A 26,001-nucleotide genomic window follows, 5' to 3' on the forward strand; every position below is an offset into this window, starting at 1 on the left:
CTATAATGTATGATTGTAAATAATGAATAAAAACACACTTGTTAAAAAAAGATTAAAAAATAATGTAACATAATTATACTTTTTGCTACTTATGATATAGAACCAAAAATGTGATTATGAAATTAGTTATTAAAAACTTGAACAAGACCTATAAAAATGGGGTTAAGGCAATAGATAATTTAGATTTAGAGATAGGAGCAGGGATGTTTGGTCTGCTAGGGCCTAACGGAGCTGGTAAGTCATCTCTGATGCGTACCATCGCTACTCTTCAAAAACCAGATAGTGGAACAATTCACTTCGGCGATATCAATATATTAGAACAACAAAGTGAGTTCAGAAAACTATTAGGTTACTTACCACAAGATTTCGGTGTATATCCTAATATGTCAGCAGTAGATCTATTAGATTATTTCGCTCGATTAAAAGGGATATCAAAAGCTACTGAAAGAAAGGAAATAGTAACGAAAGTATTAGAGGTAACGAATCTTTATGAAGTTCGTCGTAAAAGTGTGAGTGGATATTCAGGTGGTATGAAACAACGCTTTGGGATTGCTCAATTGTTATTAAATGATCCAAAGTTAATCATAGTAGACGAACCTACAGCTGGACTAGATCCTGCAGAGAGACACCGCTTCTTAAATGTACTTAGAGAGATCGGTAATAATAATACAGTGATATTCTCGACTCATATCGTAGATGATGTAAATGAGCTATGTCATGAGATGGCTATTCTAAATGGAGGAAATCTATTAGAAAGAAGTACACCTAAGCAAGCTGAACAGAAGTTGGAAGGTAAGATCTGGACTAGAGAAACTACTCGTGAAGTAGCAGAAGAACTGAATAAGGAGCTTATGATACTGTCTGGAAAATATAATCAAGATAATAAGCTAAACATTAGAGTGTATTCAGAGGATTCGCTTACAGAAGCAGGTTTTGTATCAGTACAGCCAAGTTTAGAAGATGTTTATTTTGTGGCACTTAAAAACGGATAAACGATGTTTGGAACTATTTTTTCATTTGAAATAAAACGCTGGTTAAAGAACTGGGTATTTTATCTATACCTAGTGTTATTCTTTTTGCTAGGTTTTTTAAGTATGGCTAGTGCCGTTGGAGTTTTTGATATAGTGAAAGTAACGTCAAGTTCTCTAATGAAGTTTAATTCACCTTATGTATTGGCTAATTTTATAGAAGGTTTTAATAATTTACTTTATTTCTTATTTCCTTCTATTATAGGAGCTTCTATTTATAGAGATTTTCGTTATGAAGTACATCATATTCTATTCTCGTATCCTTTTTCTAAAAGAGAATATTTAGCAGGAAAATTCTTAAGTTCATTTTTAGTAACCTTATTAATTAGTTTAACGATAGGTGTTGGTATATTCCTAGCGACGTTACTACCGTGGGCTAATACTAATTTATTAGGAGAGAATGTGCTTTGGAGTTATGTACAGGTGTATTTATTGACCATTATTCCTAATATGATATTCTTTGGTAGTATTGTATTTGTTGTAGTGACAATGTCTAGAAGTGTGTATATCGGTTTTGTCTCTATGGTGATCTTATTGATTATACAAGGGATAATAGGGGGCTTAGGACATGATATGGATAATAAAGAATTAGTTGCTTTATTAGATCCTTCAGGAAGTTCGGCTTTAAGATATTATACTGAGTACTGGACAGTGGATGAAATAAACAATAATAATCTTCCTATAGAAAAGTGGTATCTATTAAATAGAGGAATTTGGTTAGCGGTATCTTTATTGTTCTTAGGAGGTCTTGCAAAGTTCTTTACGTTTACACAGCAAGCATTTACTTTTAGTAGAAAGTCTAAGAAATCTGAACGCGTAACGAAGAATAATTTCGGAGGAATAGTGCGTATTGAATTACCTAAGGTTAGCTATAACTTTTCATTAGGAACACAATGGAGTAATATATTTAGTTTTGCTAAAGGAGAGATAAAATATCTAGCTAAGAATAAAGTGTTTATGATCCTAGTAGGATTAGGTATTTTAATGATGTTGTTAGTCTCTTCTTCAGCGACTTCTTTATATGGAACCACAGTATATCCAATAACTCGCTTAATGTTAGGAATACCAGGATCTACATTTCAGTTGGTCATCATCATTATTACTTTCTTAGGAGCTGGATTACTAGTGCATAGAGGAAAGTTGTCAAGAATGGACTTATTAATAGATGCTACGCCAACTCCTAACTATGTATTTTTCTTTTCTAAGCTTTTTAGTCTGATCGTAGTACAGTTATTCTTGTTATTAGTGATTATGATAGGAGGGATTATTGTACAAATACACAATGGTTATTACAACTTTGAGATAGGACTATATTTTAAAGAGTTAATAGGAATAAGTTGGATATGGTATATGATTTGGGCAGGTTTAGCTATTGCGGTTCAAACTTATTTTAGAAACTATCTAGTAGGCTTCTTTGTTTTATTTGTGTTCTTCTTATTTGGAGGACAATTGTCAAAGTTAGGTATTGAGCAACGTATCTTCTTTTTTAATAAACTACCAGGAACACCCTATTCTGATATGAATGGTTTTGGTTCTAACTTAAGTAGATATTATATCTATGCTCTTTATTGGGTAATGTTTATTATTTCATTAAGTGGATTGACATTATTGTTCTGGAGAAGAGGTATAGTGAATAATTTGAAAGAGAGATTATATTTTGCTAGAAAAAGAGTTAACAAAGGTATAGTAAGTGTTATTGTACTTTTTGGTATAGGATTCTTTAGTTTAGGTGGATATCTATACTATGAAAATACTGTATTAAATAAGTATACTTCAGAAAAAGAAGATGAATTATTAACAGTAGAGTATGAAAAGACTTACAAGAAGTACGAGAATATGATTCTTCCTCGTATTATAGATATTAAAGTAGATTTCGATTTATATCCAGCGCAAGGGGACTTTTTAGCAAAAGGACAGTATGTACTAGAGAACAAGAATGAGAAAGCCGTAGATAGTCTTTATGTAAACTATGTTAAAAAATATATTAATACCATTACTGTTGATGGAGCAAAAGAAGTATTAAATGATACTGTGATTGGTATTAGATTATATAAATTAACTAAGCCTTTAGCTCATGGAGAGAAATTGGTGTTTAAGTTTGAAGTAAAGAATAAAGAAAATACCGCTATTCGCAGTAATTCTTCTGTACTAGAGAATGGTACATTCATTAATAATGGTGAGTTGTTTCCTTCTTTCGGATATATAAGTAGAGGTGAATTATCAGATGATGAGGTGCGTAAAAAGTATGGTCTAAAACCAAAAGAGCGCATGGCTGAGCAAACAGATAAGAAAGCATTACAAAATACTTATATAAGTTCTGACTCAGATTGGGTAACATTTGAAACTACTGTAAGTACATCAGCAGATCAAATAGCGATAGCTCCTGGATACCTACAGAAAGAGTGGACAGAAGGGGGGAGACGCTATTTCCATTATAAAATGGATCAGAAAATGCTGAATTTCTATGCTTATAATTCTGCTAGATATGAAGTGAAACGCGATAAATGGAATGATATTAATATAGAGGTGTATTATCATAAAGGGCATGAATATAATATTGATCGCATGGTAAATGGAGTGAAGAAGTCCCTAGCTTATTATGAGAAAGAATTTAGTCCATACCAACATAAACAAGTTCGTATTATTGAATTTCCTAGTTCAATGGGATCTTTTGCACAGTCATTTGCGAATACAATACCATTCTCAGAAGCTATTGGATTTATTGCTAAAGTAGATGAAGAGGCAGATAATAAGGTAGATTATCCATTCGCAGTAACTTCACATGAGGTAGCGCACCAATGGTGGGGGCATCAAGTGATAGGGGCTTATGTCCAAGGTGCAACGATGTTGTCTGAGAGTTTAGCTGAATATAGTTCTTTAAAAGTATTAGAAGCAGAATATGGAAAAGGACAGATGCGTAAGTTCTTGAAAGAAGCATTAGATAGATACTTAGGAGGACGTAGTGGTGAGAGTAAAAAAGAAAAAGCATTGATGTATAATGAAAACCAACAGTATATCCATTATCAAAAGGGCTCTTTAGTATTCTACACGATGAGTGATTATCTGGGAGATAAGCAGCTTAATGATGTTTTAAAAGGATATATTAAAAAGGTAGCTTTTCAAGATGCTCCTTATACTACTGCATCTGAGTTAGTAGCGGATATTAAAGAGGCAACTCCTGACTCACTGAAATACTTAGTTAAGGATATGTTTGAGACAATTACTTTATATGACAATTACATAGATAAAGCAGAAGTGAAAAAGTTAGACAATGGTAAGTATGAAGTGAAAATTAAAGCTATCGTAAGTAAATATAGAGCTGATGATAAAGGAGAAAAGAGCTATACGGATACAACGACTAAGTCTGGTTCTGATCTGAATACACGTGTCTACAAATCGGATAAAGGAGTAGAAATTAAATCACTTCCATTAGCAGATTATATAGAAATAGGGATTTTTGCACAAGAGGATGTAAAAGACAAGTCTAAAAATAGTAAAGAGAAAGTCTTATATCTGAAAAAAGTAAAAGTATCAGATATTATGAATGATTTTACTATTATAGTAGACGAGAAACCAACAGAGGTTGGTATCGATCCATATAATAAGTTGATCGACACAAGATCTTATGATAATAGAAAAGGTGTAAATTAATATATAGGGAAGGGATTTAATTATCTCTTCCCTTTTTTTGACATAAAAAAAAGAGACTGTACATTGTACAATCTCTTTTTTTATAACTCTTAGAAAGTTGATTATCTTCTTCTTTCTTTGATTTTTGCTTTTTTACCAGTAAGCTCTCTGAAGTAGAAGATACGAGCTCTACGTACTTTACCTCTTTGATTAACTTCGATTTTTTCTAAAGCTGGCATGTTGATTGGGAAGATACGCTCTACACCTACGTTACCTGACATTTTACGGATAGTAAAAGTTTCAGTAGTACCGTGTCCTCTTCTTTGGATAACTACACCTTTAAAGAACTGAGTTCTTTTTTTGTCACCCTCTTTAATTTCGTAGTAAACAGTGATAGTATCTCCTGCGTTGAATTGAGGAAAATCTTTTTTTGCAACTAATTCGTCTTGAACGAATTTCATTAAATCTGCCATTGTAATAATGTATAAAAGTTATTTTTCAGAACAACATACACGGACCTCGCCAGAGGTTGGTCTAAAATCGAGTGCAAATATAAAAAATAAAACAGAATAATAAGTGATTATTTTTAATAAATAACTACTTGTTATTCTGTTTGTTATTAAAGTATTGTTTACTTTATAAATGAAAAATATTATATTTAATCTTCTCTTTCTAATAAATCTGGTCTTCTTGTTTTAGTGTGTTCATAAGCCATATCTTCTCTCCATTTATCTATAGCAGCGAAGTTTCCACTTAGTAATACATCCGGAACTTTCCAACCCTTATATTCAGAAGGTCTAGTATATATAGGAGGGGCTAATAAGTTATCTTGAAAGCTATCAGTCAATGCTGAAGTTTCATTAGAAAGTACGCCTGGGATAAGACGGATAATAGCATCACATAAGATAGCAGCTCCTAACTCTCCACCAGACAATACATAATCTCCTATAGAAATCTCTTTTGTGATGAAATGGTCTCGTACACGTTGGTCTACTCCTTTATAGTGTCCACATAGAATGATAATGTTCTTAAGCATAGACATTCCATTGGCCATTTGTTGATTTAAAGTTTCGCCATCAGGAGTCATATAGATTACTTCATCATATTCTCTCTCTGCTTTTAATGCAGTAATACATTTATCTATTGGTTCTACACTCATAACCATTCCAGCACCACCACCGAATTGATAATCATCTACATTCTTATGCTTATTAGTACTATAATCACGTAAATTGTGAAAATGTACTTCTACTAATCCTTTCTCTATTGCTCTTTTTAGGATTGAGGCTTGAAAAGGACTCTCTATTAATTCTGGTAAAACGGAAATAATGTCTATGCGCATAATGACTTTTGATATTTTGGCAAATGTACAATTGTATTCTGTAACCTACAAAATTGTATTAGTGAGCTTGACTTTTTGAAAAAAGCTGAATGATTAAGACTCCTGCAATTATAAATGCTATCCCAATCAAGGCTGGTGTGTCTAGTTTTTGTTTATATAAAAAATAAGCAGCTATAGTTACCAATACAATTCCAATACCTGACCATAAAGCATAAGCAATACCAATAGGGATAGTACGCAAGGTCAAGCTTAATAAGTAAAAAGCACCTGCATAGCCTAATAAGGTAATCGCTGTAGGAATAAGCTTAGTAAAACCTTCACTAGCTTTAAGTGTCGTTGTGGCTATAGTCTCTAAGAGTATAGCAAGAAGTAAGAATAGTATATTCTTCATTTTTTTACTGCAAAAATAGTTTTTTATTAGGTCTATTGAAATCATCTAAAGTAAAATACCTTACGATTTATGAATTGTTCAGTACTTTATTAGAAGGAATGGCATATAGCTTGTTAGAATGTAATTATGAGTAGTAGAAACTAAGTTCTATGATAGTCATGAGTCTAAATAAAATAAATAGACTGTTGTAATACTTCTAATTTTACTGTAAAAATTATAATTTCTTACGCTAGCTTAAGATTTCTACATCTGAATTAGTCTAAATTTGTATCTATGAGTTTATCAAAATCAAATGTGCTATTTATGGCAGCGATTACAGGACTAATCATTGCTAATTTATATTATTGTCAACCATTAATTCCTTTGATATCAGAAGAATTTGGTGTCTCAGAAGCTTCAGCAGGGACACTTACTTATCTGACACAAGCAGGATATGCTGTCGGGATGTTTTTAATGATTCCTTTAGGTGATATGCTTGAAAGGAAAAAGCAAATTATTATAACAACGATATTTGCTACTATTGCTTTGGCGCTAACTGCAGTTGTTCAAAATTTCTTTTTATTACAGATCATTAGTTTTGTATTAGGAGCGACCTCTATTGTCCCTCAGCTAGTCTTGCCATTAGCTGCTAGTTTATCTTCCGATGAACAGCGTGGAAAAGTAATCGGAACAGTAGTGAGTGGATTACTTATAGGGATACTGTTTTCTAGAACGCTTAGTGGCTTTGTAGGTGTGTGGTTAGGATGGCGAGGTATGTTTTGGATAGCTACTATAGTAAGTGTTATTATCGTAATCATGATTCAAATTAGATTACCATATAATAAACCTACTTTTAATGGAAAGGTGAAAGACTTATATAAATCTCTTTTTGTCCTAATAAAAGAACAACCTGTATTAAGAGAATCAACAGGAGTGACAGCTTTAGCTTTTGCCCAGTTTGGTACTTTTTGGACTACGATGGTATTACTTTTACACAATGAGCCTTTCGGATATGATTCAGCTGTAATAGGAGCATTCGGACTGATTGGAGCATGTGGTGCTTTTGCAGCTCCTTTAGTAGGAAAAATAGGGGGAGCAGGAGGAGCTAGAAAGTTGATATTATATGGCATATTCATGACATTCATAAGTTTTGTTATATTTTATTTTTCAGGTGCCTCAGTGATAGGACTTATTATTGGTATTGTTTTGATAGACTTAGGATTACAGACTATACATGTGTCTAATCAAACGCGTATTTATTCTCTTTTACCAGAGGCTCGTAATAGATTAAATACTGTCTATATGTCATTTAGTTTCCTTGGAACTGCTTTTGGCTCGGCTTTTGGACTATATTTGTGGAAGTTTTTTGGATGGAGTGGAGTATGTATAGGAGGTATGTGTTTAGCATTATTATCTCTAGTAGTATATCTTGCTGCAAATAAGAAATCATAAAAGAAAGAATTAGTCTTAAGACTAAGTGAAGTAATTCAAAAACGATAAAAATTAGAACAATGGAAAACGGTATTTACGCTAAGTTCAACACATCAAAAGGAGCAATATTAGTAAAGCTTACAGAAGAATTAACACCTGGTACAGTTGGTAACTTCGTAGCTTTAGCAGAAGGTAATTTAGAAAATAGTGCACGTCCACAAGGGAAACCTTATTATGACGGTCTTAAGTTTCACAGAGTTATTCCTGACTTTATGATCCAAGGAGGTTGTCCATTAGGTCAAGGTTCTGGAGGTCCAGGTTATAAATTTGATGATGAGTTCCACCCAGCTTTAAGACATGATGGTCCTGGAGTATTATCTATGGCTAATGCAGGTCCTGGTACTAACGGATCTCAGTTCTTTATTACGCATGTTGCTACACCTTGGTTAGATGGTAAACATACTGTTTTTGGTAAAGTTGTTGAAGGACAAGATATCGTAGATGCAGTTGCACAAGGAGATATTTTAGAGTCTGTAGAGATTGTAAGAGTAGGAGAGACTGCTGAGAAATGGAATGCTATTGAAGCTTTCAGAACTTTCGAAGGAGCTAGAGAAAAAAGAGAAGCTGAAGCGAAAAAAGCAGCATTAGTAGAAGTAGAGAAGCTATCTGCTGGTTTTGAAGAAACTCCAAGTGGATTAAGATATCAAATGATTGTTAAAGGTACAGGTAAGAAAGCAGAGAAAGGAAAAACTGTTTCTGTACACTACAAAGGTGCTTTAGCAAATGGACAAGAGTTTGATAGCTCTTATAAAAGAAAAAAACCTATTGAATTCCCATTAGGACAAGGTTATGTAATCGAAGGATGGGACGAAGGAATTGCTTTATTAAACGTTGGAGATAAAGCTAGATTTGTTATCCCTTCTTACTTAGGATATGGAGAAGCTGGTGCAGGTGGGGTTATTCCTCCAAATGCTACTTTAGTATTTGACGTAGAGTTAATGGACGTAAAATAATAAGTTATATAAAAACTCTCAACTTACAGTTGGGAGTTTTTTGTTTAAATGATTACATTTTATGAAAGAGGATTTCTTAGCTTGTTTAGAACGTATTCGACCGTATGCACGTTATACTCCAATTATGGAGTCTGGTCAAATAGAAAACTTTTTAGGTAACGATTTGTACTTTAAGTGTGAGAATTTTCAACGTGCAGGTGCATTTAAGATGAGAGGAGCAGCCAATGCTATTCTTCAGTTAACAGATGATCAGAGAGCAAAAGGAGTAATCACTCACTCTTCTGGTAACTTTGCTCAGGCTTTAGCTCTTGCAGCTAAATACCTTGGAGTGAAATGTTATATCGTAATGCCTAAAGACGCTCCTGATGTTAAGCGTAATGCTGTGATAGCTTATGGAGGAGAGATTATGGATTGTATTGCGACATTAGAGTCTCGAGAACGTATTTGTAATCAAGTAATAGAGGATACAGGAGCGACATTTATACATGCATCTAATAATAAAGATGTTATTATGGGACAAGGTACTGCTGCTATGGAATTGTTAGAAGCTTACCCTGATCTAGATGTTATCATCACTCCAGTAGGTGGAGGAGGCCTAATTGCAGGTACTGCATTAGCAGCAAAAGCTTTTGGTAAGGAGACTATAGAGGTAATAGGAGGTGAGCCTTTAGAAGCTGACGATGCCTATCGTTCTTTAATGAGTGGGCAGATCGAGTGTAATGAGACTACAGATACTATAGCTGATGGTTTGCGCACCCAGTTAGGCGATATTACATTCCCTATTATTAAAGATCATGTTTCTAAGATTATACGTGTACGAGAAAATGAAATTATTAGTTCTATGCGTTTGATATGGGAACGTATGAAGATTGTTGTAGAACCAAGTAGTGCTGTTGCTTTAGCAGTATTAATAAAAGAAAGACCTTCTTTTGCAGGAAAGAAAGTAGGTATAATTCTTTCAGGAGGTAATGTAGATTTGAATAATTTACCTTTCGAATAAATCATTAAAAAAGGGTGTCAAACTAATGACACCCTTTTTTATATCGGTTTCTTTTTTAGAGCAGGAAGTTTTATTTCTTTTCTACCGAAGTAAAGTCCAGCTACGATTAGTATACCTCCTAATATCTGTAAGATACCTAATACTTCATCATCTAATAATCCCCAACAGAAAGCTACTAAAGGCATTAGTAGGGACACAGAAGAGGCAAAGCTAGCATTTGTTTCATGTATTAGTTTATAATAATAAATATTAGCTAAGGCACTGCCGAATAGAGCTAATAGAAATACAAAACCAAGTCCTTTTAACGCTTCAGGATGTTCACCTATGGTTTGAAAGAAGCCTGATGATACCAATACGATTAAAGCAGGTATAAGTAAGACTAGTTCTATAAATGCTGTCCAGACAATAGGAGGAATATTGCCCATGTATTTCTGAGTCAATAGACCACTATAAGCATACATTAAGGAAGCGATTACTAATAATAAATGATAGAACCAATCATCAGATACAAGACCTGTAGAGTCTGGAGATTGTAATAATAAAATGACTCCAATAAAAGACAGAATAACTCCTGTGACTTCCCCTAGATGAGTTTTGTACTTAAAGAATAAAACACCTAATACAATTACGAATATTGACATTAAGGCATTTAATATTCCTGCGATAGAACTATCTAGGTGTACTTCTGCTATTGGGAATAAAAACATAGGAATAAAGCTTCCTACTAGAGCAGTAAGAAACAACCAGTGAAATGTTTTCTTAGGTAATTTTTTAATATGCTTTAGAGAAATAGGCAACAAGAATAAACCTGCAAAAGTAATTCTAAGTGCACCTACTTGTATAGGAGTGAAATATTCTAAACCTCGTTTGATAAGGATAAAAGACGATCCCCATATTAAGGAAAGGATAATGAGTGTTACCCAATGTTTTAGTTTAAGTTTCAAGGCGTTTATTATTATGTTGTTTTGATAGGGCTAATATAAAAAAAGACCACAATAACTTTGTGGTCTTTTATATAAACGAAGCTTAGTCAGCTTACTATTTTACTTTTCTAGTATCTAAGTTACCGAAATACATTTCTTGGAAACTTTTGATCACTCCGTGGTCAATACGTTTGTAGAATGTTTTAGGGTTAACTTCTTGAGTGTTTTCATATCCACAAGCACTGATGAATTCACCTAAAGCTTTCATTGTGTTTTTATGGAAGTTAGCAACACGCATTCTCTTGTCTGTAACGTCTAATCCTTTGTATAAGGTCTCATCTTGAGTTGCAATACCTACTGGACAGTGACCACTATCACATTGTAGAGCTTGGATACATCCTAATGCGAACATCATACCACGAGCACTATAACAAGCATCTGCACCTAAAGCCATTGTTTTAGCAATGTCAAAAGCAGAGATAATACGTCCTGAAGCAAGTAATTTTATTTTATCTCTTAATCCGTTTTCGATTAATGTTTTATTAGCGAATACTAAAGCATCATTTAATGCCATACCCATGTAGTCAATAAACTCTAATGGTGCAGCTCCTGTTCCTCCTTCAGCACCATCGATAGTGATAAAGTCAGGGTGAATACCTGTTTCAACCATTGCAGCTACGATATCTAAGAACTCATCTTTCTTACCAATACAGATTTTAAAACCAATTGGTTTACCATTAGATAGTTTTCTTAATCTAGCGATGAAGTGAACTAATTCAGTAGGATTAGAGAAAGCTGTATGTCCTGATGGAGAGTGTACTGTAGTGTGAGGAGTAATACTACGGATTTTAGAAATCTCAACTGTATTTTTCTCAGCAGGTAAAAGACCTCCGTGACCAGGTTTAGCTCCTTGAGATAATTTAAGCTCAATCATTTTTACCTCTGGGTAGTTAGAACGCTCTTCGAATAAAGTATCGTCAAAGAAACCTTTTTCATTACGACATCCAAAGTATCCAGTACCGATTTGCCAAATTAAATCTCCTCCAGAACGGTGGTATTGACTAATACCTCCTTCTCCTGTATTGTGTGCAAAACCACCAATCTTAGCTCCTTCGTTAAGAGCAGTAATAGCTTTTTTACTTAAAGCACCATAACTCATCGCACTAATGTTGTAAACACTTGCACTATAAGGTTGGCTACATAAGTCACTACCGATAGTAGTTCTAAAATTTGTATCTGATATATGTTTAGGGTATACTGAGTGAGAAGCCCATTCGTAACCGATACGGTTAGGGTCATCTTGCATACCAAAAGAAACAGTTTGTTTCTCGTTTTTTGCTCTTTGATAAACAATAGAACGCTCACGTCTATTGAATGGTTTACCGTCTAATTCTCCTTCCCAAAAGTACTGACGCATCTCTGGTCTGATTGATTCAAACATATATCTGAATCGTGCAAAAATTGGGTAGTTTTTACGAATTGTATGTTTGTTTTGTATTTTGTCGATTATAGCAAGTGTTGCAAGAAAACCTGAAATAACGATATTTACTATACTAGCAGTTGATTGGTACAATACAAATGAAGTAATTGCGTAAATAAGGTAAAGGAAAACGATAGCCATCGTTAATTGTCCAAATGTAAACCGATTTAAAAATTTTTTGTGAAACATAAAATAGAATTTTAATGCAATCTTTTGTTGTTTAGTTTGTAATAGAATTAGCGTTTATTTTGTTATTCTTTTTCATAAGTTATTTTATGAAGATTGCCCTAATTTCTTAGTCTCAAATCAATCAATACCTTATGAAATTTACGAAGCAAAGGTAGCAAAGATTTTGAATTTACCTCGTTTTTGTAATTATAATTTTGTGAATATAAAGCCTTGAAAATATCATATTGATAATTTAATACTAATTTACTACTAGTACTTTGAAAATATGCTATTTATCCTTTGATTATATACACTTATTTCAATTTTATATCTATTATCTTATTCTTGTTTTTAAACTGTTCGCTATAGATACTTTGTTTCCCTGATGTAAAATAGGCTACAAAGCATACTACTGCTAGTAATATAGCATATTCTATGCCAAAAAGTTCTATTCCCATAAATGTACAAGCGAGAGGTGTTTTAGTAGCTCCTGCAAAAACAGCTACAAAGCCTAAAGCAGCCATAAGACTTATAGGTAAGCCTATATAGATAGAGAGAAAACTACCTAGTGTTGCTCCTATGAAGAATAGAGGTGTCACTTCGCCTCCTTTAAAGCCCGAGCCTAAGATTAATGTGGTGAATGCTATTTTTAGTATAAATACTTCCCAACTCATGGAAGTAGTAAAAGATTCTACGATTGTTGGAACACCGAGTCCTAAGTAGCTTTCATTACCTATGGTATGGATTAATAGTATAAAGAGTAATGCTCCTATAAATGGTCTTAGGGGAGGGTAGGTGATTGTTGTTGTAAAAAGCTTTCCCCATTTTTGTAAACACAGGATGAATAAATAAGCTGCTAGACCGAAGACGACTCCTACTACAACACATTTCAGTAGGGTAATCATCATATCTGAGACAGGTACATCCACAGTATATATAGTATGATGTATTCCCCAGGCGATACAAGTGTAGTGACTTATATAAGCTGTCAGTACAACAGGCAATAGACTATGAAGTTTAAAATTTCTTAGAAGCATTAATTCAAATGCAAAGAAAATGCCTGCTATAGGAGTACCAAATACAGAGGCAAATCCAGCACTAACTCCCATCAGTAGAATAGTCTTTCTAGCCTCAGCACCTAGATGTAAATATTTACCAAGCTGATCTGCTATAGTACCTCCCATTTGCACAGCAGTGCCTTCACGACCTGCAGAACCTCCAAAGAGATGAGTAACCCAAGTCCCTAACAGTACTAAAGGAAACATTCTGAAGGGTATTGTTTTAGAAGGGGTGTGATATTCTGTTATGATTAGGTTGTTACCTTGATTAGCTTCTTTGCCGTAGTAGTGATATAATAATCCTATTATAAATCCACCAATAGGTAAACCGTATAATAAGTAAGTGTGTGTACTCCTTATTGCTGTCACCTTTTCTAATACATATAGAAACAGTGCAGATATACTACCTATTAATATCCCCGAGAGTAAGATAACAATGAACCATCTTATCAGTAGAGAAAAAGAAATGTTTTTTGGATTAAAGGCTTGTTTAAAGCTTGAGAAATTAAAATGCATAGTCTATCATTCAGTTTTACGTTAGTATACTATTATGTTAGACGTCATCAGCATTCTATAGAGAAGCGGTTCGAGGCAGACATCATTGCCCATGATTTAATAAGTCAAAGGTAAAAAAAAAGTCCAAGCTAAAGAACTCGGACCTATTTTATTTTGTGTGTTTCTATTAAATATCGTCAAAACTAACATCAGTAAATGAATTTACCTCATTCTCTGACTGATATTCTTTTTTGAAATCTTTTTGATGTCTCTCAGAAATAACTTCTTCTCCCTTGTGATCTACTACGAATTGAGTCATCTCATCTAAAATCTCTCTAAAAGCACCGAAATCTTCTTTGTATAAATAGATTTTGTGTTTTTTAAAGTGAAAAGATCCATCTTCTTCCGTGAACTTTTTACTCTCAGTAATTGTTATGTAATAGTCATCTGCCTTTGTAGATCTAACATCAAAGAAATAAGTTCTTCTACCCGCTCTTAGTACTTTTGAAAAAATTTCTTCTTTTTCTAACATTTCGTTATCTCTCATAATTCCTTCTTATCAATTAATTGATTTGTTCATATAGCATTCAAAAGTCTAAAAAAAAACCTAATAAACCAACTATTTATAACAATTCTTTTTCATTTAATTGTTTTTGGTACAACTCTCTATAGTACCCGTCAGTATTAATAAGTTCGTTGTGTGTACCCTGTTCTACGATTTGACCATTGTCTAGCACGATTATTTGGTCTGCATTCTTAGCAGAAGAAACTCTGTGCGTGACAATTAGTGTCGTGATTTCTTTGCTGTGTTCTTCTAGATTTTGTAGTATTTTCTCTTCAGTTTCTGTATCTACAGCAGATAATGCATCGTCTAAAATTAGTATAGGAGCGTCTTTTATCAACGCTCTAGCGATAGAAACACGTTGTTTCTGACCTCCAGATAGTGTAAGCCCTCTTTCTCCTAGTGTTGTGTTATATCCTTCATTGAATTGAGTGATATTATCGTGTACAACAGCCTTTTTAGCTACTTCGATGATTTCTTCTTCAGTAGCATCTTCTTTACCGAATCTAATATTATTACTGATTGTATCTGAGAATAAGAAAGCATCTTGAGGTACTACAGCGATACTATTTCTCAGGTCTTTTAGATTACAGTCCTTAATAGGTGTATTATCTATATAGATATTTCCGCTAGTGACATCATACATTCTACTGATTAGCGTAAGTAGAGTAGACTTACCAGAACCCGTTTTACCTAATATAGCAAGTGTTTTTCCTTTTTCTAAAGTGAATGATACATTCTTTAGAGCTTGTATGCCAGTGTCTTCATAAGTGTATGACACATTGTCAAAGGTGATATTCCCTTCTACATTAGTCTGGTTTGGATTTGTATTGTATATCTCAGGTTGTTCATTTAAGAATTCATTGATACGCTTTTGAGAAGCTTCTGCTTCTTGGATCATTGAAGATACCCAACCAATAGAAGCAATAGGCCATGTCAGCATATTAATGTATAGGATAAACTGAGCGATGATACCGATATCAGGGATACTACCATTAAAGAACATTAAGGCTCCGACAGCAATCACCACTAAGTTACTCAACCCGATTAAGAAGATCATCAGAGGGGCTATTAAAGCACTAGACTTCGCTAAGTTTAAGTATTTGTCTTTACTCTCTTGTGTTAGTGTTCTAAACTCGTTTTGCTTTTCTTGTTCTATAGAATAAGCTTTGATTACTCTTATTCCAGAGAACATCTCTTGTGAGAATGTAGTTAGTTTAGATAAGTTAGCTTGGAAGATAGAACTTCTCTCGTTAATCTGTTTGCTTAATTTGTAGATAAAATATCCAAGCAAAGGAAGTGGTACTAACGAATACAGGGTTAACTGTGGAGAGATTAAGTACATCTGTGTCAATACTACCGCAAAACGGATTAATGTATTGATAGAGTACATCACTGCTGGTCCTACATACTGTCTTACTTTACCTACATCTTCGCTGATGCGGTTCATTAAGTCTCCAGTTCTATTTCTTTTATAGAAACTCTGAGACAACACCTCATAATGTTTAAAGACATCATTCTTTAAGTCAAACTCGATATGACGTGACATCACGATCAGTGTTTGTCTCATTAAGAAGGTTAAGAATCCTGCTATTAAGGTAGTGATTAGTATCCACAGAATATTATTTAGTAGGATAGAGGTCACTTCTCCTTTATCGAAGACAGTCATCTGTTCTAGTGTACGGATAGAGTCCCCGACTAGTTTAGGGGTGTATAATGTAAATATCTGTGCTACTATGGTAATAATAATACCTATTAAGAAACGATATTTATATTTATAGAAATACTTATTTAATTGACTTAATGCGCTCATACTTGGGATAAATGCTATATAGAAGCATTTTTAATAATTGATAAAACTAGACAAAAAAAGCTTGTCTAGCTTTGCAAAGATAAAGGATTATTAGAGATCCTAAATTTTAGAGTTTTAAATAAATTATTAAAATTCAAGTTAAATTATATAGTTCTATTAAATTTCTGATTTGATTAAAAGTATATTTTTATACCTTTGCCCTCGTTATACAAACAACATATAATTTATTTTTTTTAAAGTTCTTAAGTAGCATGTTAAACAGAAGACACATTCGTATAAAGGTTATGCAAACGCTTTATGCAATGCAACAAAGTAATTCTGAACAAATTCAGTCAGGAGAAAAGTTTCTAATCAATAGTATAGAGAATATACAAGATCTATACTTATTAATGATTACAACCTTAGTAGAGATTAGAAAAAAAGAAGTCGAGTATATCTCCTTAGCACAAAAAAAACATTTAGCTACTGCCGCAGAACGAAACCCAAGCAAGCGTTTTATCGAGAACAGAGTTCTAGACCTATTAGAAAGCTCTACTTCTATATCGAATAAGATAGAGGAGAAGAAGATTACTACATGGCAAGTACATGATAACTATATCCAAATGTTATTGGATGAAGTGAAAGAGAGTACTTTCTTTAAAGCTTATATGGCTAAGAGTGAAGTGACTTTTGAAGATGATCGTCAGTTCGTATGTGACATCTTTACAGAAGTTATCGCGCCTAATGAGAAGATCTATGAGTTCTTAGAAGACAGTAAGTTGACTTGGTTAGACGATATTCCTGTGGTGAATACCATGATCCAAAAACAACTTCGCAAGTTAAAAGAAAGAGATGTACAGTTCATTGTACCTAAGGTTTATAAAGATTCAGAAGACCAAGAGTTTGCTATTAATCTTTATAGAAAGACGATTTTAAACTTTGCGGAATTAACGAAAGAGTTTGAAGATAAAACACCTAACTGGGATCCTGAGCGTATTGCAGAATTAGACACAATTGTCTTGAGAATGGCTATCTGTGAATTCTTGAAGTTTAGCTCTATTCCAGTAAAAGTGACAATTAATGAATATTTAGAGATTGCAAAAGAGTATTCTACTGCAAAAAGTAGTATTTTTATCAATGGAGTTTTAGATAATATTTCTAAAGCGTATAACGATGAGAATAGACTTAATAAAATCGGGAAAGGATTGCTATAACCTTTCTACACTAAGTAAAGAACTATGAGAAAAATTTTATTATTAACATTAGGGTTAGCTTTTACAGTAGTTTCTTGTAAAGAGAATAATGCTGCTTCTAGCTTGATTGACAGAGAGAATGCTGCTAAAGTAGAGAGCTCTAAAACTAATGGAGAGTATCCAGAGATTGTTTTTGACAGAACAGTACATGATTTCGGTAATATTGCAAATAATGAATCTGTAACTACTGAGATCGAACTAAAGAATACAGGAAAAGCTGATTTAGTTATTATTAATGCTACAGCATCTTGTGGATGTACAGTTCCCGAATATCAAAAAACACCTATTAAACCAGGAGAAACTTCTAAATTAACTGTTAAGTTTCAAACAGGGGCAGAAGGACAACAACAAAAAACAGTAACTTTGGTTACAAATACAAAAAAAGGAAATGAGACACTTACGATTAAAGCTAACGTAGGTCTTCGTAGTAATTAATAATCTATAAATAATACCAAATGGAAAATTTACAACAATTTTTACCTATAGTTTTAATGTTCGTGGTAATCTATTTCTTAATGATTCGCCCACAACAAAAGAAAATGAAACAAGAGAAAGCTTATGAAGCTAGTATTAAAGTAGGTGATCGTATTGTTACTAAGTCTGGAATTCACGGTAGAATCAATGAATTACACGAAACTACAGTAATTATCGAGACGATGGCTGGTAAGTTACAAATGGAGCGCTCTGCGATCTCTATGGAAATGAGTCAAAAATTAAATGAGAAAAAGTAATTCTCATTACACTATAAAAAAAGCGTTATCAATATATTGATAACGCTTTTTTTATGTCTTTTTTTTCGATAAAAATTACTTTTTAATCTTTTCGAAGTAAGTAATCAAGTCTATTAACCTAGAAGAATAACCAATTTCGTTGTCATACCATCCTACTACTTTTACCATCTTGTCTAAGACAGAAGTTAGTTGAGAATCGAATAGACACGAGTTTGTATTCCCTAAGATATCTACAGAGACTATAGGGTCTGTAGTATAAGCTAAGATACCTTTTAGCTCTCCTTCTGCCGCTTTTTTGAATGCAGCATTGATTTCCTCTATTTCTACTTTTCTTTTGACGATACAAGTAATATCTGTTAGTGATCCATCTGGTACAGGTACTCGGATACCACCACCACCTATATTGCCTTCGTATTCAGGAAATATTTTGGTCAGTGCCTTTGCAGCTCCTGTAGTAGTAGGTACTATAGACTGAGCAGCACCTCTAGCTCTTCTCAGATCTTTATGAGGTTGATCATGTAGGCTCTGATCAGTAGTATAAGAGTGTACAGTAGTGATATAAGCATGTTCTATACCACATAATTCTTTAATTACTTTGACCATAGGAGCAGCATTGTTAGTCGTACAGCTCGCATTAGAGATGATAAGCTCTTCTCCAGTCAAGATATTGTGATTCACACCGAGTACGATAGTCTTGATGACATTGTCTTCTGGTGGTACAGATAAGATGACACGTTTAGCTCCTTGCTGGATATGTTGTTCTAATAAGGTATAGGTTTTTCTACGTCCAGTAGCTTCTATGACATAGTCTATATCTAACGTTTTCCAGTCTAGACCAGATATCTCACTTTCTCTAAAGAATGCTATTTTCTTACCTGCTACGATGATATGGTCCTTGTCATAACTTACCTCTTTATTCAGTATACCATGTATACTATCATATTTTAGTAGGTGAGACATGGTCTGCGTATCAGCCAGATCATTTATAGCAACTACCTCTATGGTAGGATGATCTAAAAGGAGTTTAAAAAGGTTACGGCCAATACGACCAAAACCATTTATTGCTATTTTTATTTTACTCATAAGTGTAAAAAGAAGAAGGTCGCGGAGAACGCGACCTTATTTATATTATAAAAGGTGTTTTTGCGCTCGGTAAGATGAGCGAACTAAGGCACCACTTTCTACGTGTCTGAATCCTAATTCTAGCCCTATCTTTTCGTATTTCTCGAATTGCTCAGGAGTGATAAACTCTTTTACAGGCAAGTGCTTTTTACTAGGTTGTAGGTATTGACCTATCGTTAGTACATCTAGGTTTACAGCTCTAAGGTCATGCATAGTCTGGATTACCTCTTCTTCTGTTTCTCCTAACCCTAACATGATACCTGATTTAGTTCTATTGATTCCCTTTTCTTTTAGGTATCTAAGTACTTCTAAGCTTCGGTCATATTTAGCCTGAATACGCACTTCACGAGTTAGTCTTCTAACAGTTTCCATATTATGAGATACAATCTCAGGATTAACCTCTATGATTCTATCGATATTTCTCTCTATTCCTTGGAAGTCTGGTATCAGTGTTTCCATTGTAGTTCCAGGGCTGATTCTTCTTACTGCTTGTACAGTTTCTGCCCAGATAATAGACCCACCATCTTTAAGGTCATCTCTATCCACGCTAGTGATAACAGCATGTTTGATAGACATTAATTTGATAGAGCGAGCTACTTTCTCAGGTTCATCCCAGTCTACTGTTTCTGGTCGTCCTGTTTTTACCCCACAGAATCCACAAGAACGCGTACAGATATTTCCTAATATCATGAATGTAGCAGTTCCTTCTCCCCAACATTCTCCCATATTAGGGCAACTACCTGAGGTACAAATTGTGTTTAGTTTATACTTATCCACTAAACCTCTAAGTTCAGTGTACTTCTTCCCAGTAGGAAGTTTCACACGAAGCCATTTTGGTTTAGCTTTAGGTTCTATATTTGAGTCTAAGATTGTGTCCATAGTTTGAATTTATGAAAGTACAAATATACTTATTCTTAAGAGTTATACATTATTAATATATGCTAAAAGTTATCGCGCTGTCAGAGAATCGTGATCTGAGACTTTATACTAGCGTATTTCTATTCGCAATGTCTTTCTGAGTCTGTGAAGAATTCCACCCTGTACATCCTCTCTAGTAGTTATTCAGAGCTTATGAAGAATCCCATTCTACATATCCACTCTTATTGTTATTCTGCGCTTACTAAGAATCTCATCCTATAAATCTGTTCTTGATGTCGTTTGGCTTGCACTTTCTAGGGGTTTGCTAGGAGTTTCCTTGGGGTTTCCTTGCCTAGAAGGCCATTTTGTCGAAGGAATGTGCAAGAATACCCCTAGCAATGTGCTAGTATACTAAGATGAAATAGAAATATTAGCTAGTGAGAACTATAAGGTGATGATGAGTATGTACTAACAGTAGTTTTACTAACCAGAACAACAAACTTTAAGACAAAAAAAATAAAAGTAGTGTTTGTATAATTTTGGCTGTTATTCCATTGAAAAATAACAAGACAGGCTAGAATATGATAGCCGTATAGTTTCTTTATTTTTTAAATAGTCTACGAAAAGGTTAGGAGATATTTTTTAGATTGATAAAAAAAGTAATGTTTTTTTGTATTAAGAGCAAGGAGTTTAAGGAACAGTTCTATTTAATTATTAAATGTGAATTATTTAAAATAAAAAGTTTATTGCTGATGTAAATTTAGTTATTTGTAAAAAACACAGTAGAAATTTGTGTAAAATGCGGAGAAAATATATATTCGCTATTATTTATTTTACAACATAATGGAAGATCAAATTAGAGAGACACCTGCAGACAAGTGGATTGCAAAACCCATGAGTAGATTCATGAGCAAATCTACATCTGGTGGGGTAGTATTATTTTTAGCTGCTGTATTTGCTATTTTTATGGCAAATTCACAATGGGCAGATGCTTACATGAGTTTTTGGGATGATAACCATATTGGGTTTTCATTAAATGATATGACTTTAAACCACTCTTTAAAACATTGGGTGAATGATGGTCTGATGGCTATTTTCTTCTTTGTGGTTGGTTTAGAATTAAAACGTGAGTTAACTACTGGAGAATTATCATCTCCTAAGAAGGCGATGTTACCTATTATCGCTGCTATCGGTGGTATGGCTGTACCAGCTCTAGTATATACTGTATTTAATGGTGGAACAGATTCTGCGCATGGTTGGGGAATCCCGATGGCTACAGATATTGCCTTTGCATTAGGAGTATTATATTTATTAGGTGATAAAGTACCTACTTCGTTAAAAGTGTTTTTGACAGCTTTAGCGATTGCGGATGACTTAGGAGCGGTATTAGTTATCGCTATGTTCTATACAAGTGACTTATCTCTAGCTAATCTAGGTATGGGATTAGGGTTCTTCGGATTATTAGTAATCAGTAATCTAGTGGGAATTAGAAACACGATATACTACGCGATCATCGGTATCGGTGGAGTGTGGTTATGCTTCTTATTATCAGGAGTACACGCTACTATCGCAGCAGTATTAGCGGCATTCGCTATTCCGAGTACAGCGAGAGTACACGAGTCATACTTCGTTGCAAAATTAAATAAATTAAGAGACCGTTTCAGCAAAATAGATCCAGACGATAAGATTCCTAACCTTACAGGAGATCAGATGGAATGTGTGCACGATATTAAAGATTTAGCTACGGACGCGTTACCAGCTTCTATTCGTTTAGAGCACAGTATGCATAATTTCGTGGCATTCTTTGTGATGCCAGTGTTTGCATTAGCTAATGCCGCTATTCCGATTAGCTTAGGAGATGGAGGATTAAGTGCGGTAACACTTGGTGTTGCATTTGGTTTATTAGTTGGAAAAGTGTTAGGAGTATCTGGACTAACAGCGTTATTAATCAAACTTAAAGTGGTAGCCATGCCTAAGGGAATGACTTATCTTAACCTATTAGGATTAGGATTCTTAGCAGCTATTGGATTCACGATGTCGTTATTCGTTACTGAGTTAGCATTTGATATTAATATACATCCAGAGTTCCCAGATCAAGCAAAATTAGGTATTCTAATTGCTTCAGGTCTTGGAGGTATCATAGGATATGTATTGCTATTTATGTGTGGTAAGAAAACGGGAGTTCAAGAAGAAGTCTAGTGATGATACTATAAAAATATAAGGCTCTGTAAATTAATTTTTACAGAGCTTTTTTATTAATTAAAATGTAGTAGATGGTACTTAACAAATACTATATTTGCAACTTAATTCAAAAACAGATATACAGAGTTACATGATTACAGTTAACGATATTTCAGTTCAGTTTGGTGGTACTACTTTATTTAGTGGTGTCAATTTTTCAATTAATGAAAACGACAAGATTGCTCTTATGGGAAAAAATGGAGCAGGAAAATCTACTTTATTAAAGATAGTAGCAGGTGTGAATAAACCTTCAACTGGGAATATATCAGCACCTAGAGAAGCTGTTATAGCCTATCTTCCACAGCACTTATTGACAGAAGATAACTGTACTGTAATGGAAGAAGCTTCTAAGGCGTATGCGAGTATATTCTCTATGAAAAAAGAAATCGATGAGCTTAATGAAGAGTTGACTGTTCGTACAGACTATGAGAGTGATGCTTATATGAAGTTGATCGAGCGTGTATCTGAGTTAAGTGAGAAGTTCTACTCTATTGAAGAAGTGAACTATGAAGCAGAGGTAGAAAAGATATTAAAAGGATTAGGTTTTACGAGAGAGGATTTTACAAGACCTACTTCTGAGTTTAGTGGAGGATGGAGAATGCGTATCGAGTTAGCAAAAATCTTGTTACAAAAACCAGATTTGATTTTACTAGATGAGCCTACGAACCACATGGATATTGAGAGTATTCAGTGGTTAGAAGATTTCTTAATCAATCAAGCTAAAGCGGTAATGGTTATTTCTCACGACCGTGCTTTCGTAGATAATATTACCAATCGTACAATCGAAGTAACGATGGGTAAAATCTATGATTATAAAGCGAAGTATTCTGACTATTTAGTATTGCGTCAAGATAGACGTGCTCATCAGCTAAAAGCGTATGAGGAGCAACAAAAGATGATTGCAGAAACTACAGAATTTATTGAGCGCTTTAAAGGGACGTATTCTAAGACATTACAGGTGCAGTCTCGTGTGAAGATGCTAGAGAAACTAGAAATCATAGAGGTAGATGAAGTAGATAACTCTGCTCTTAGACTGAAGTTTCCTCCTGCAGCACGTTCTGGTCAATATCCAGTAGTAGTGAACGAATTATCTAAATCGTATGGAGATCATGTTGTATTTAAAAATGCGAGTATAGTAGTAGAGCGTGGACAGAAAGTATCTTTCGTAGGAAAGAACGGGGAAGGTAAGTCTACTATGATCAAAGCTATTATGAAAGAAATAGAGTTCGAAGGAAGCTTAGAGATAGGACATAATGTACAGATCGGTTACTTCGCACAGAACCAGGCTTCTTTATTAGATGAGGATTTGACTATCTTCGAGACAGTAGATAGAATAGCAGAAGGAGATATCAGAACACAGATCAAAAATATCTTAGGAGCATTTATGTTCTCAGGTGATGATATTCATAAGAAAGTAAAAGTATTATCTGGAGGAGAGAAGACACGTCTAGCAATGGTAAAACTATTATTAGAACCTTATAACGTATTGATTCTGGATGAGCCTACTAACCACTTAGATATGAAGACTAAGGATATCATTAAGGCTGCTTTAAAAGAGTTCGAAGGGACTGTGATCCTAGTATCACACGACCGTGACTTTTTAGATGGTCTTGCAGAGAAGGTATTTGAGTTTGGAAATAAGAGAGTATTAGAACATTTTGAAGATATCAAAGGATTCTTAGAAATGAAGAAGATGGAAAATCTTAGAGAAATAGAAAAATAAAATAGCAAAAGAGCAATCAGTAAGGATTGCTCTTTTTTTATACTCTAAAGTTTAGTTTTTGAATACTGGTAAAGTGGCACATATTTTGAGTTTTATTATTTTTATAGAATAGTTGTATTCTAAGTAGATAAGTAGAGTTAAATATAGGTAACGGATTGAGTATTATAGTGATGAGTTTAATGTCTTGTAGACTGTCTCTAGTGTATATGTTTTACTCGATAAACAACACAGCTATATTGTGTACTGCTTATTGCTAAAAAGAGCGTTTAATCATTTTTAATTGTATTAAAAAAGTTTAAATTTATAGGTAATTTTACGTAAAATATAATATTAGGAGTATAGTCTCTATATTTGCAATATATAAATAGAAAGTATGTTCATGAAGCGATTAGATTTAAGGGATTATTTCTCTGTAGTAGGAGGAATATTATTCTTTATAGGTATGTCTAGTTCTGTGTATGCACAGGAGAGTCTGTCATTTACAGATGCGTATAATAAGATGTATCAAGATAATAGTCTTATTAAGGCAGTAGAGAAACAGGAAGAAGTACACCATTATAAATGGCAAGCTACTAAGGGGCTACGCTATCCTTCTGTGCGTGCTTTCGGAGGAGGACTATATCTTAGCAAATCGTTAGGAGTAGATCTAAATGGGTTAAAGAATGGAATAGGAGATTTCATTCATTTACCTAATCCAGATGTCTTAGGTAATTGGTCTAAGTCATTTAATAAAAAAGATATGGTCTTCGGTGGGTTTATGGCTACTTGGCCTCTTTATACAGGAGGAAAGATTAATGCTGCTATAAAGGCACATGAGATAGAGAGTAAAATAGGAGAGAAAGAGTTAGAAAAAACGAAGAATAAGTTAATCACTGAATTAGCACAGCGCTATTATTCTGTGAAGTTAGCTGAAGAAGCTGTGGCTGTAAGAAGAACAGTCTTAGAGGGGATGAATAAACATCTACACGATGCGACTAAGCTAGAGGAACACGGTATGATAGCAGCTGTAGAAAAGATGAGTGCTGATGTGGCGGTATCAGAAGCTAATAGACAGCTAGATGGAGCGCTAAAAGATGCTAAATTAGCAAGGTTAGCCTTAGCAAATACATTAGAAGTAGATGAAGTAACAGCTACGTTAGACAGTGATTTCTTTTCGATACCTCAGTTAGAGAACGTTGATTTCTTTCAGGGTTCTGCTGTAGAAAATTATCCAGAACTACAAAAATTAGTATTGCAAAAAGAGCTAGCTGATCAAGGGGTTAAAGTAAAGCAATCTGCTAATTATCCAACAGTATTTGGATTCGGACAAACAATATTAGCACATAATAACCCTATCTTAATAGGAGAGAAAGATAGTAAGCCGTGGGTAGTAGGGATAGGTGTTAGTTATACGTTATTCGAAGGATTTAAAAACAAGAATGAGATTAAAGCTGCTAAAGCAACTAGAGAAAGCGTAGAATTATTCGAAACAAAAGCGAAGAGTGATGTGAAGATGCTAGTAGCTAAGCTGTATCAAGATATTCAAAAACAGGAAGATCAGATTAAGAATCTTAATGTACAAGAGAAATTAGCAGTGGAGTATCTACGTGTTAGAACTAAAGCATTCTCAGAAGGTTTTGCAACATCAACAGAGGTAGTGGATGCTGAGATGAATCTGTCTGGTGTAAGACTAATGAAACTACAAGCCAATTATAATTATGCTATAGGGGTGGCATCCCTTTTCGAAGTAGCAGGATTAAGTCATGATTTTTTACAATACACAAAATAATATAAGCTTTAAA

Annotated in this window: 21 protein-coding genes and 1 riboswitch; of the genes, 11 read left to right on the top strand and 10 right to left on the bottom strand. The window is 34.1% G+C overall.

Translation table 11 applies throughout. The features are described 5' to 3' along the window. The first annotated feature begins 116 nt into the window (after positions 1-116). Together MPR_RS04390 and MPR_RS04395 are read left to right on the top strand one after the other, a co-directional pair. Positions 117-992, top strand: coding sequence for an ABC transporter ATP-binding protein (locus MPR_RS04390; RefSeq protein ID WP_006263032.1), 876 nt, complete (start codon positions 117-119; stop codon positions 990-992). A 3-nt stretch (positions 993-995) separates the two neighbouring features. After that, positions 996-4,679 (top strand): M1 family aminopeptidase, encoded by a 3,684-nt coding sequence (locus MPR_RS04395; protein WP_041889578.1) that lies wholly within the window; start codon positions 996-998, stop codon positions 4,677-4,679. Between the two features lie 101 nt (positions 4,680-4,780). On the opposite strand, the gene rplS is transcribed toward MPR_RS04395, so the two are convergent. The 3 genes from rplS to MPR_RS04410 all read right to left on the bottom strand — a co-directional run bounded on the left by rplS (position 4,781) and on the right by MPR_RS04410 (position 6,391). Further along, positions 4,781-5,131: a 50S ribosomal protein L19 gene (gene rplS / locus MPR_RS04400; RefSeq protein WP_006263034.1), complete on the bottom strand. Its 351-nt coding sequence runs from the start codon at positions 5,129-5,131 to the stop codon at positions 4,781-4,783. Positions 5,132-5,316: 185 nt separating this feature from the next. After that, on the bottom strand, positions 5,317-6,000 hold the full coding sequence (trmD, locus tag MPR_RS04405; RefSeq protein WP_041889581.1) for a tRNA (guanosine(37)-N1)-methyltransferase TrmD: 684 nt from the start codon (positions 5,998-6,000) through the stop codon (positions 5,317-5,319). A 58-nt stretch (positions 6,001-6,058) separates the two neighbouring features. Beyond that, the gene (locus MPR_RS04410) at positions 6,059-6,391 is read right to left on the bottom strand and encodes a DMT family transporter (protein WP_041889584.1); all 333 of its coding nucleotides are present in this window, start codon (positions 6,389-6,391) and stop codon (positions 6,059-6,061) included. 273 nt (positions 6,392-6,664) lie between these two features. On the opposite strand from MPR_RS04410, the gene MPR_RS04415 reads away from it, so the two are divergent. The 3 genes from MPR_RS04415 (at position 6,665) to MPR_RS04425 (ending at position 9,814) form a co-directional block, all read left to right on the top strand. Beyond that, a complete protein-coding gene (locus MPR_RS04415) occupies positions 6,665-7,822 on the top strand; it encodes an MFS transporter (protein ID WP_041889587.1) in 1,158 nt (385 codons plus the stop codon). A gap of 59 nt (positions 7,823-7,881) precedes the next feature. Further along, the gene (locus tag MPR_RS04420) at positions 7,882-8,814 is read left to right on the top strand and encodes a peptidylprolyl isomerase (protein WP_006257002.1); all 933 of its coding nucleotides are present in this window, start codon (positions 7,882-7,884) and stop codon (positions 8,812-8,814) included. Between the two features lie 61 nt (positions 8,815-8,875). After that, on the top strand, positions 8,876-9,814 hold the full coding sequence (locus tag MPR_RS04425; protein ID WP_041889590.1) for a pyridoxal-phosphate dependent enzyme: 939 nt from the start codon (positions 8,876-8,878) through the stop codon (positions 9,812-9,814). Between the two features lie 38 nt (positions 9,815-9,852). On the opposite strand, the gene MPR_RS04430 is transcribed toward MPR_RS04425, so the two are convergent. From MPR_RS04430 to MPR_RS04450, 5 genes are all read right to left on the bottom strand, one after another. Next, entirely contained in the window at positions 9,853-10,758 is a 906-nt protein-coding gene (locus MPR_RS04430; protein ID WP_041889593.1) for a DMT family transporter, read from the bottom strand. A 94-nt stretch (positions 10,759-10,852) separates the two neighbouring features. Continuing rightward, positions 10,853-12,406: an FMN-binding glutamate synthase family protein gene (locus tag MPR_RS04435; protein WP_041889595.1), complete on the bottom strand. Its 1,554-nt coding sequence runs from the start codon at positions 12,404-12,406 to the stop codon at positions 10,853-10,855. Positions 12,407-12,699: 293 nt separating this feature from the next. Beyond that, a complete protein-coding gene (locus MPR_RS04440) occupies positions 12,700-13,959 on the bottom strand; it encodes a chloride channel protein (RefSeq protein ID WP_041889597.1) in 1,260 nt (419 codons plus the stop codon). 31 nt (positions 13,960-13,990) lie between these two features. Continuing rightward, positions 13,991-14,058: riboswitch (Fluoride riboswitch) on the bottom strand. Positions 14,059-14,125: 67 nt separating this feature from the next. Then, the gene (locus tag MPR_RS04445) at positions 14,126-14,485 is read right to left on the bottom strand and encodes a PUR family DNA/RNA-binding protein (protein WP_041889599.1); all 360 of its coding nucleotides are present in this window, start codon (positions 14,483-14,485) and stop codon (positions 14,126-14,128) included. 76 nt (positions 14,486-14,561) lie between these two features. Further along, a complete protein-coding gene (locus MPR_RS04450) occupies positions 14,562-16,313 on the bottom strand; it encodes an ABC transporter ATP-binding protein (protein ID WP_041889601.1) in 1,752 nt (583 codons plus the stop codon). 251 nt (positions 16,314-16,564) lie between these two features. Between MPR_RS04450 and nusB the strand changes: the two genes are divergently transcribed. The 3 genes from nusB to yajC are packed head-to-tail and all read left to right on the top strand — an operon-like array spanning position 16,565 to position 18,276. After that, positions 16,565-17,506 carry a transcription antitermination factor NusB gene (gene nusB / locus MPR_RS04455; RefSeq protein WP_041889604.1) on the top strand — a complete coding sequence of 314 codons (942 nt, stop codon included), beginning with the start codon at positions 16,565-16,567 and terminating at the stop codon, positions 17,504-17,506. A gap of 24 nt (positions 17,507-17,530) precedes the next feature. Beyond that, the gene (locus MPR_RS04460; protein ID WP_041889607.1) at positions 17,531-17,980 is read left to right on the top strand and encodes a DUF1573 domain-containing protein; all 450 of its coding nucleotides are present in this window, start codon (positions 17,531-17,533) and stop codon (positions 17,978-17,980) included. A gap of 20 nt (positions 17,981-18,000) precedes the next feature. Then, positions 18,001-18,276 (top strand): preprotein translocase subunit YajC, encoded by a 276-nt coding sequence (yajC, locus tag MPR_RS04465; RefSeq protein WP_006256993.1) that lies wholly within the window; start codon positions 18,001-18,003, stop codon positions 18,274-18,276. Positions 18,277-18,351: 75 nt separating this feature from the next. Here yajC and gap read toward each other — a convergent pair whose 3' ends face one another. Both gap and lipA read right to left on the bottom strand, forming a co-directional pair. After that, the gene (gene gap / locus MPR_RS04470; RefSeq protein ID WP_041889610.1) at positions 18,352-19,359 is read right to left on the bottom strand and encodes a type I glyceraldehyde-3-phosphate dehydrogenase; all 1,008 of its coding nucleotides are present in this window, start codon (positions 19,357-19,359) and stop codon (positions 18,352-18,354) included. A 45-nt stretch (positions 19,360-19,404) separates the two neighbouring features. Beyond that, positions 19,405-20,277: a lipoyl synthase gene (gene lipA / locus MPR_RS04475; RefSeq protein WP_041889613.1), complete on the bottom strand. Its 873-nt coding sequence runs from the start codon at positions 20,275-20,277 to the stop codon at positions 19,405-19,407. A gap of 822 nt (positions 20,278-21,099) precedes the next feature. On the opposite strand from lipA, the gene nhaA reads away from it, so the two are divergent. The 3 genes from nhaA (at position 21,100) to MPR_RS04490 (ending at position 25,988) form a co-directional block, all read left to right on the top strand. Further along, on the top strand, positions 21,100-22,455 hold the full coding sequence (gene nhaA, locus MPR_RS04480; RefSeq protein ID WP_041889616.1) for a Na+/H+ antiporter NhaA: 1,356 nt from the start codon (positions 21,100-21,102) through the stop codon (positions 22,453-22,455). A gap of 133 nt (positions 22,456-22,588) precedes the next feature. Next, complete coding sequence (locus MPR_RS04485; protein ID WP_041889619.1) at positions 22,589-24,220, top strand: ABC-F family ATP-binding cassette domain-containing protein; 1,632 nt, start codon at positions 22,589-22,591, stop codon at positions 24,218-24,220. A gap of 379 nt (positions 24,221-24,599) precedes the next feature. Then, on the top strand, positions 24,600-25,988 hold the full coding sequence (locus MPR_RS04490) for a TolC family protein (RefSeq protein WP_235280529.1): 1,389 nt from the start codon (positions 24,600-24,602) through the stop codon (positions 25,986-25,988). Positions 25,989-26,001 lie beyond the last annotated feature (13 nt).

Origin of the sequence: Myroides profundi (assembly GCF_000833025.1) — a bacterium.
Classification (GTDB): Bacteria; Bacteroidota; Bacteroidia; order Flavobacteriales; family Flavobacteriaceae; genus Flavobacterium; species Flavobacterium profundi_A.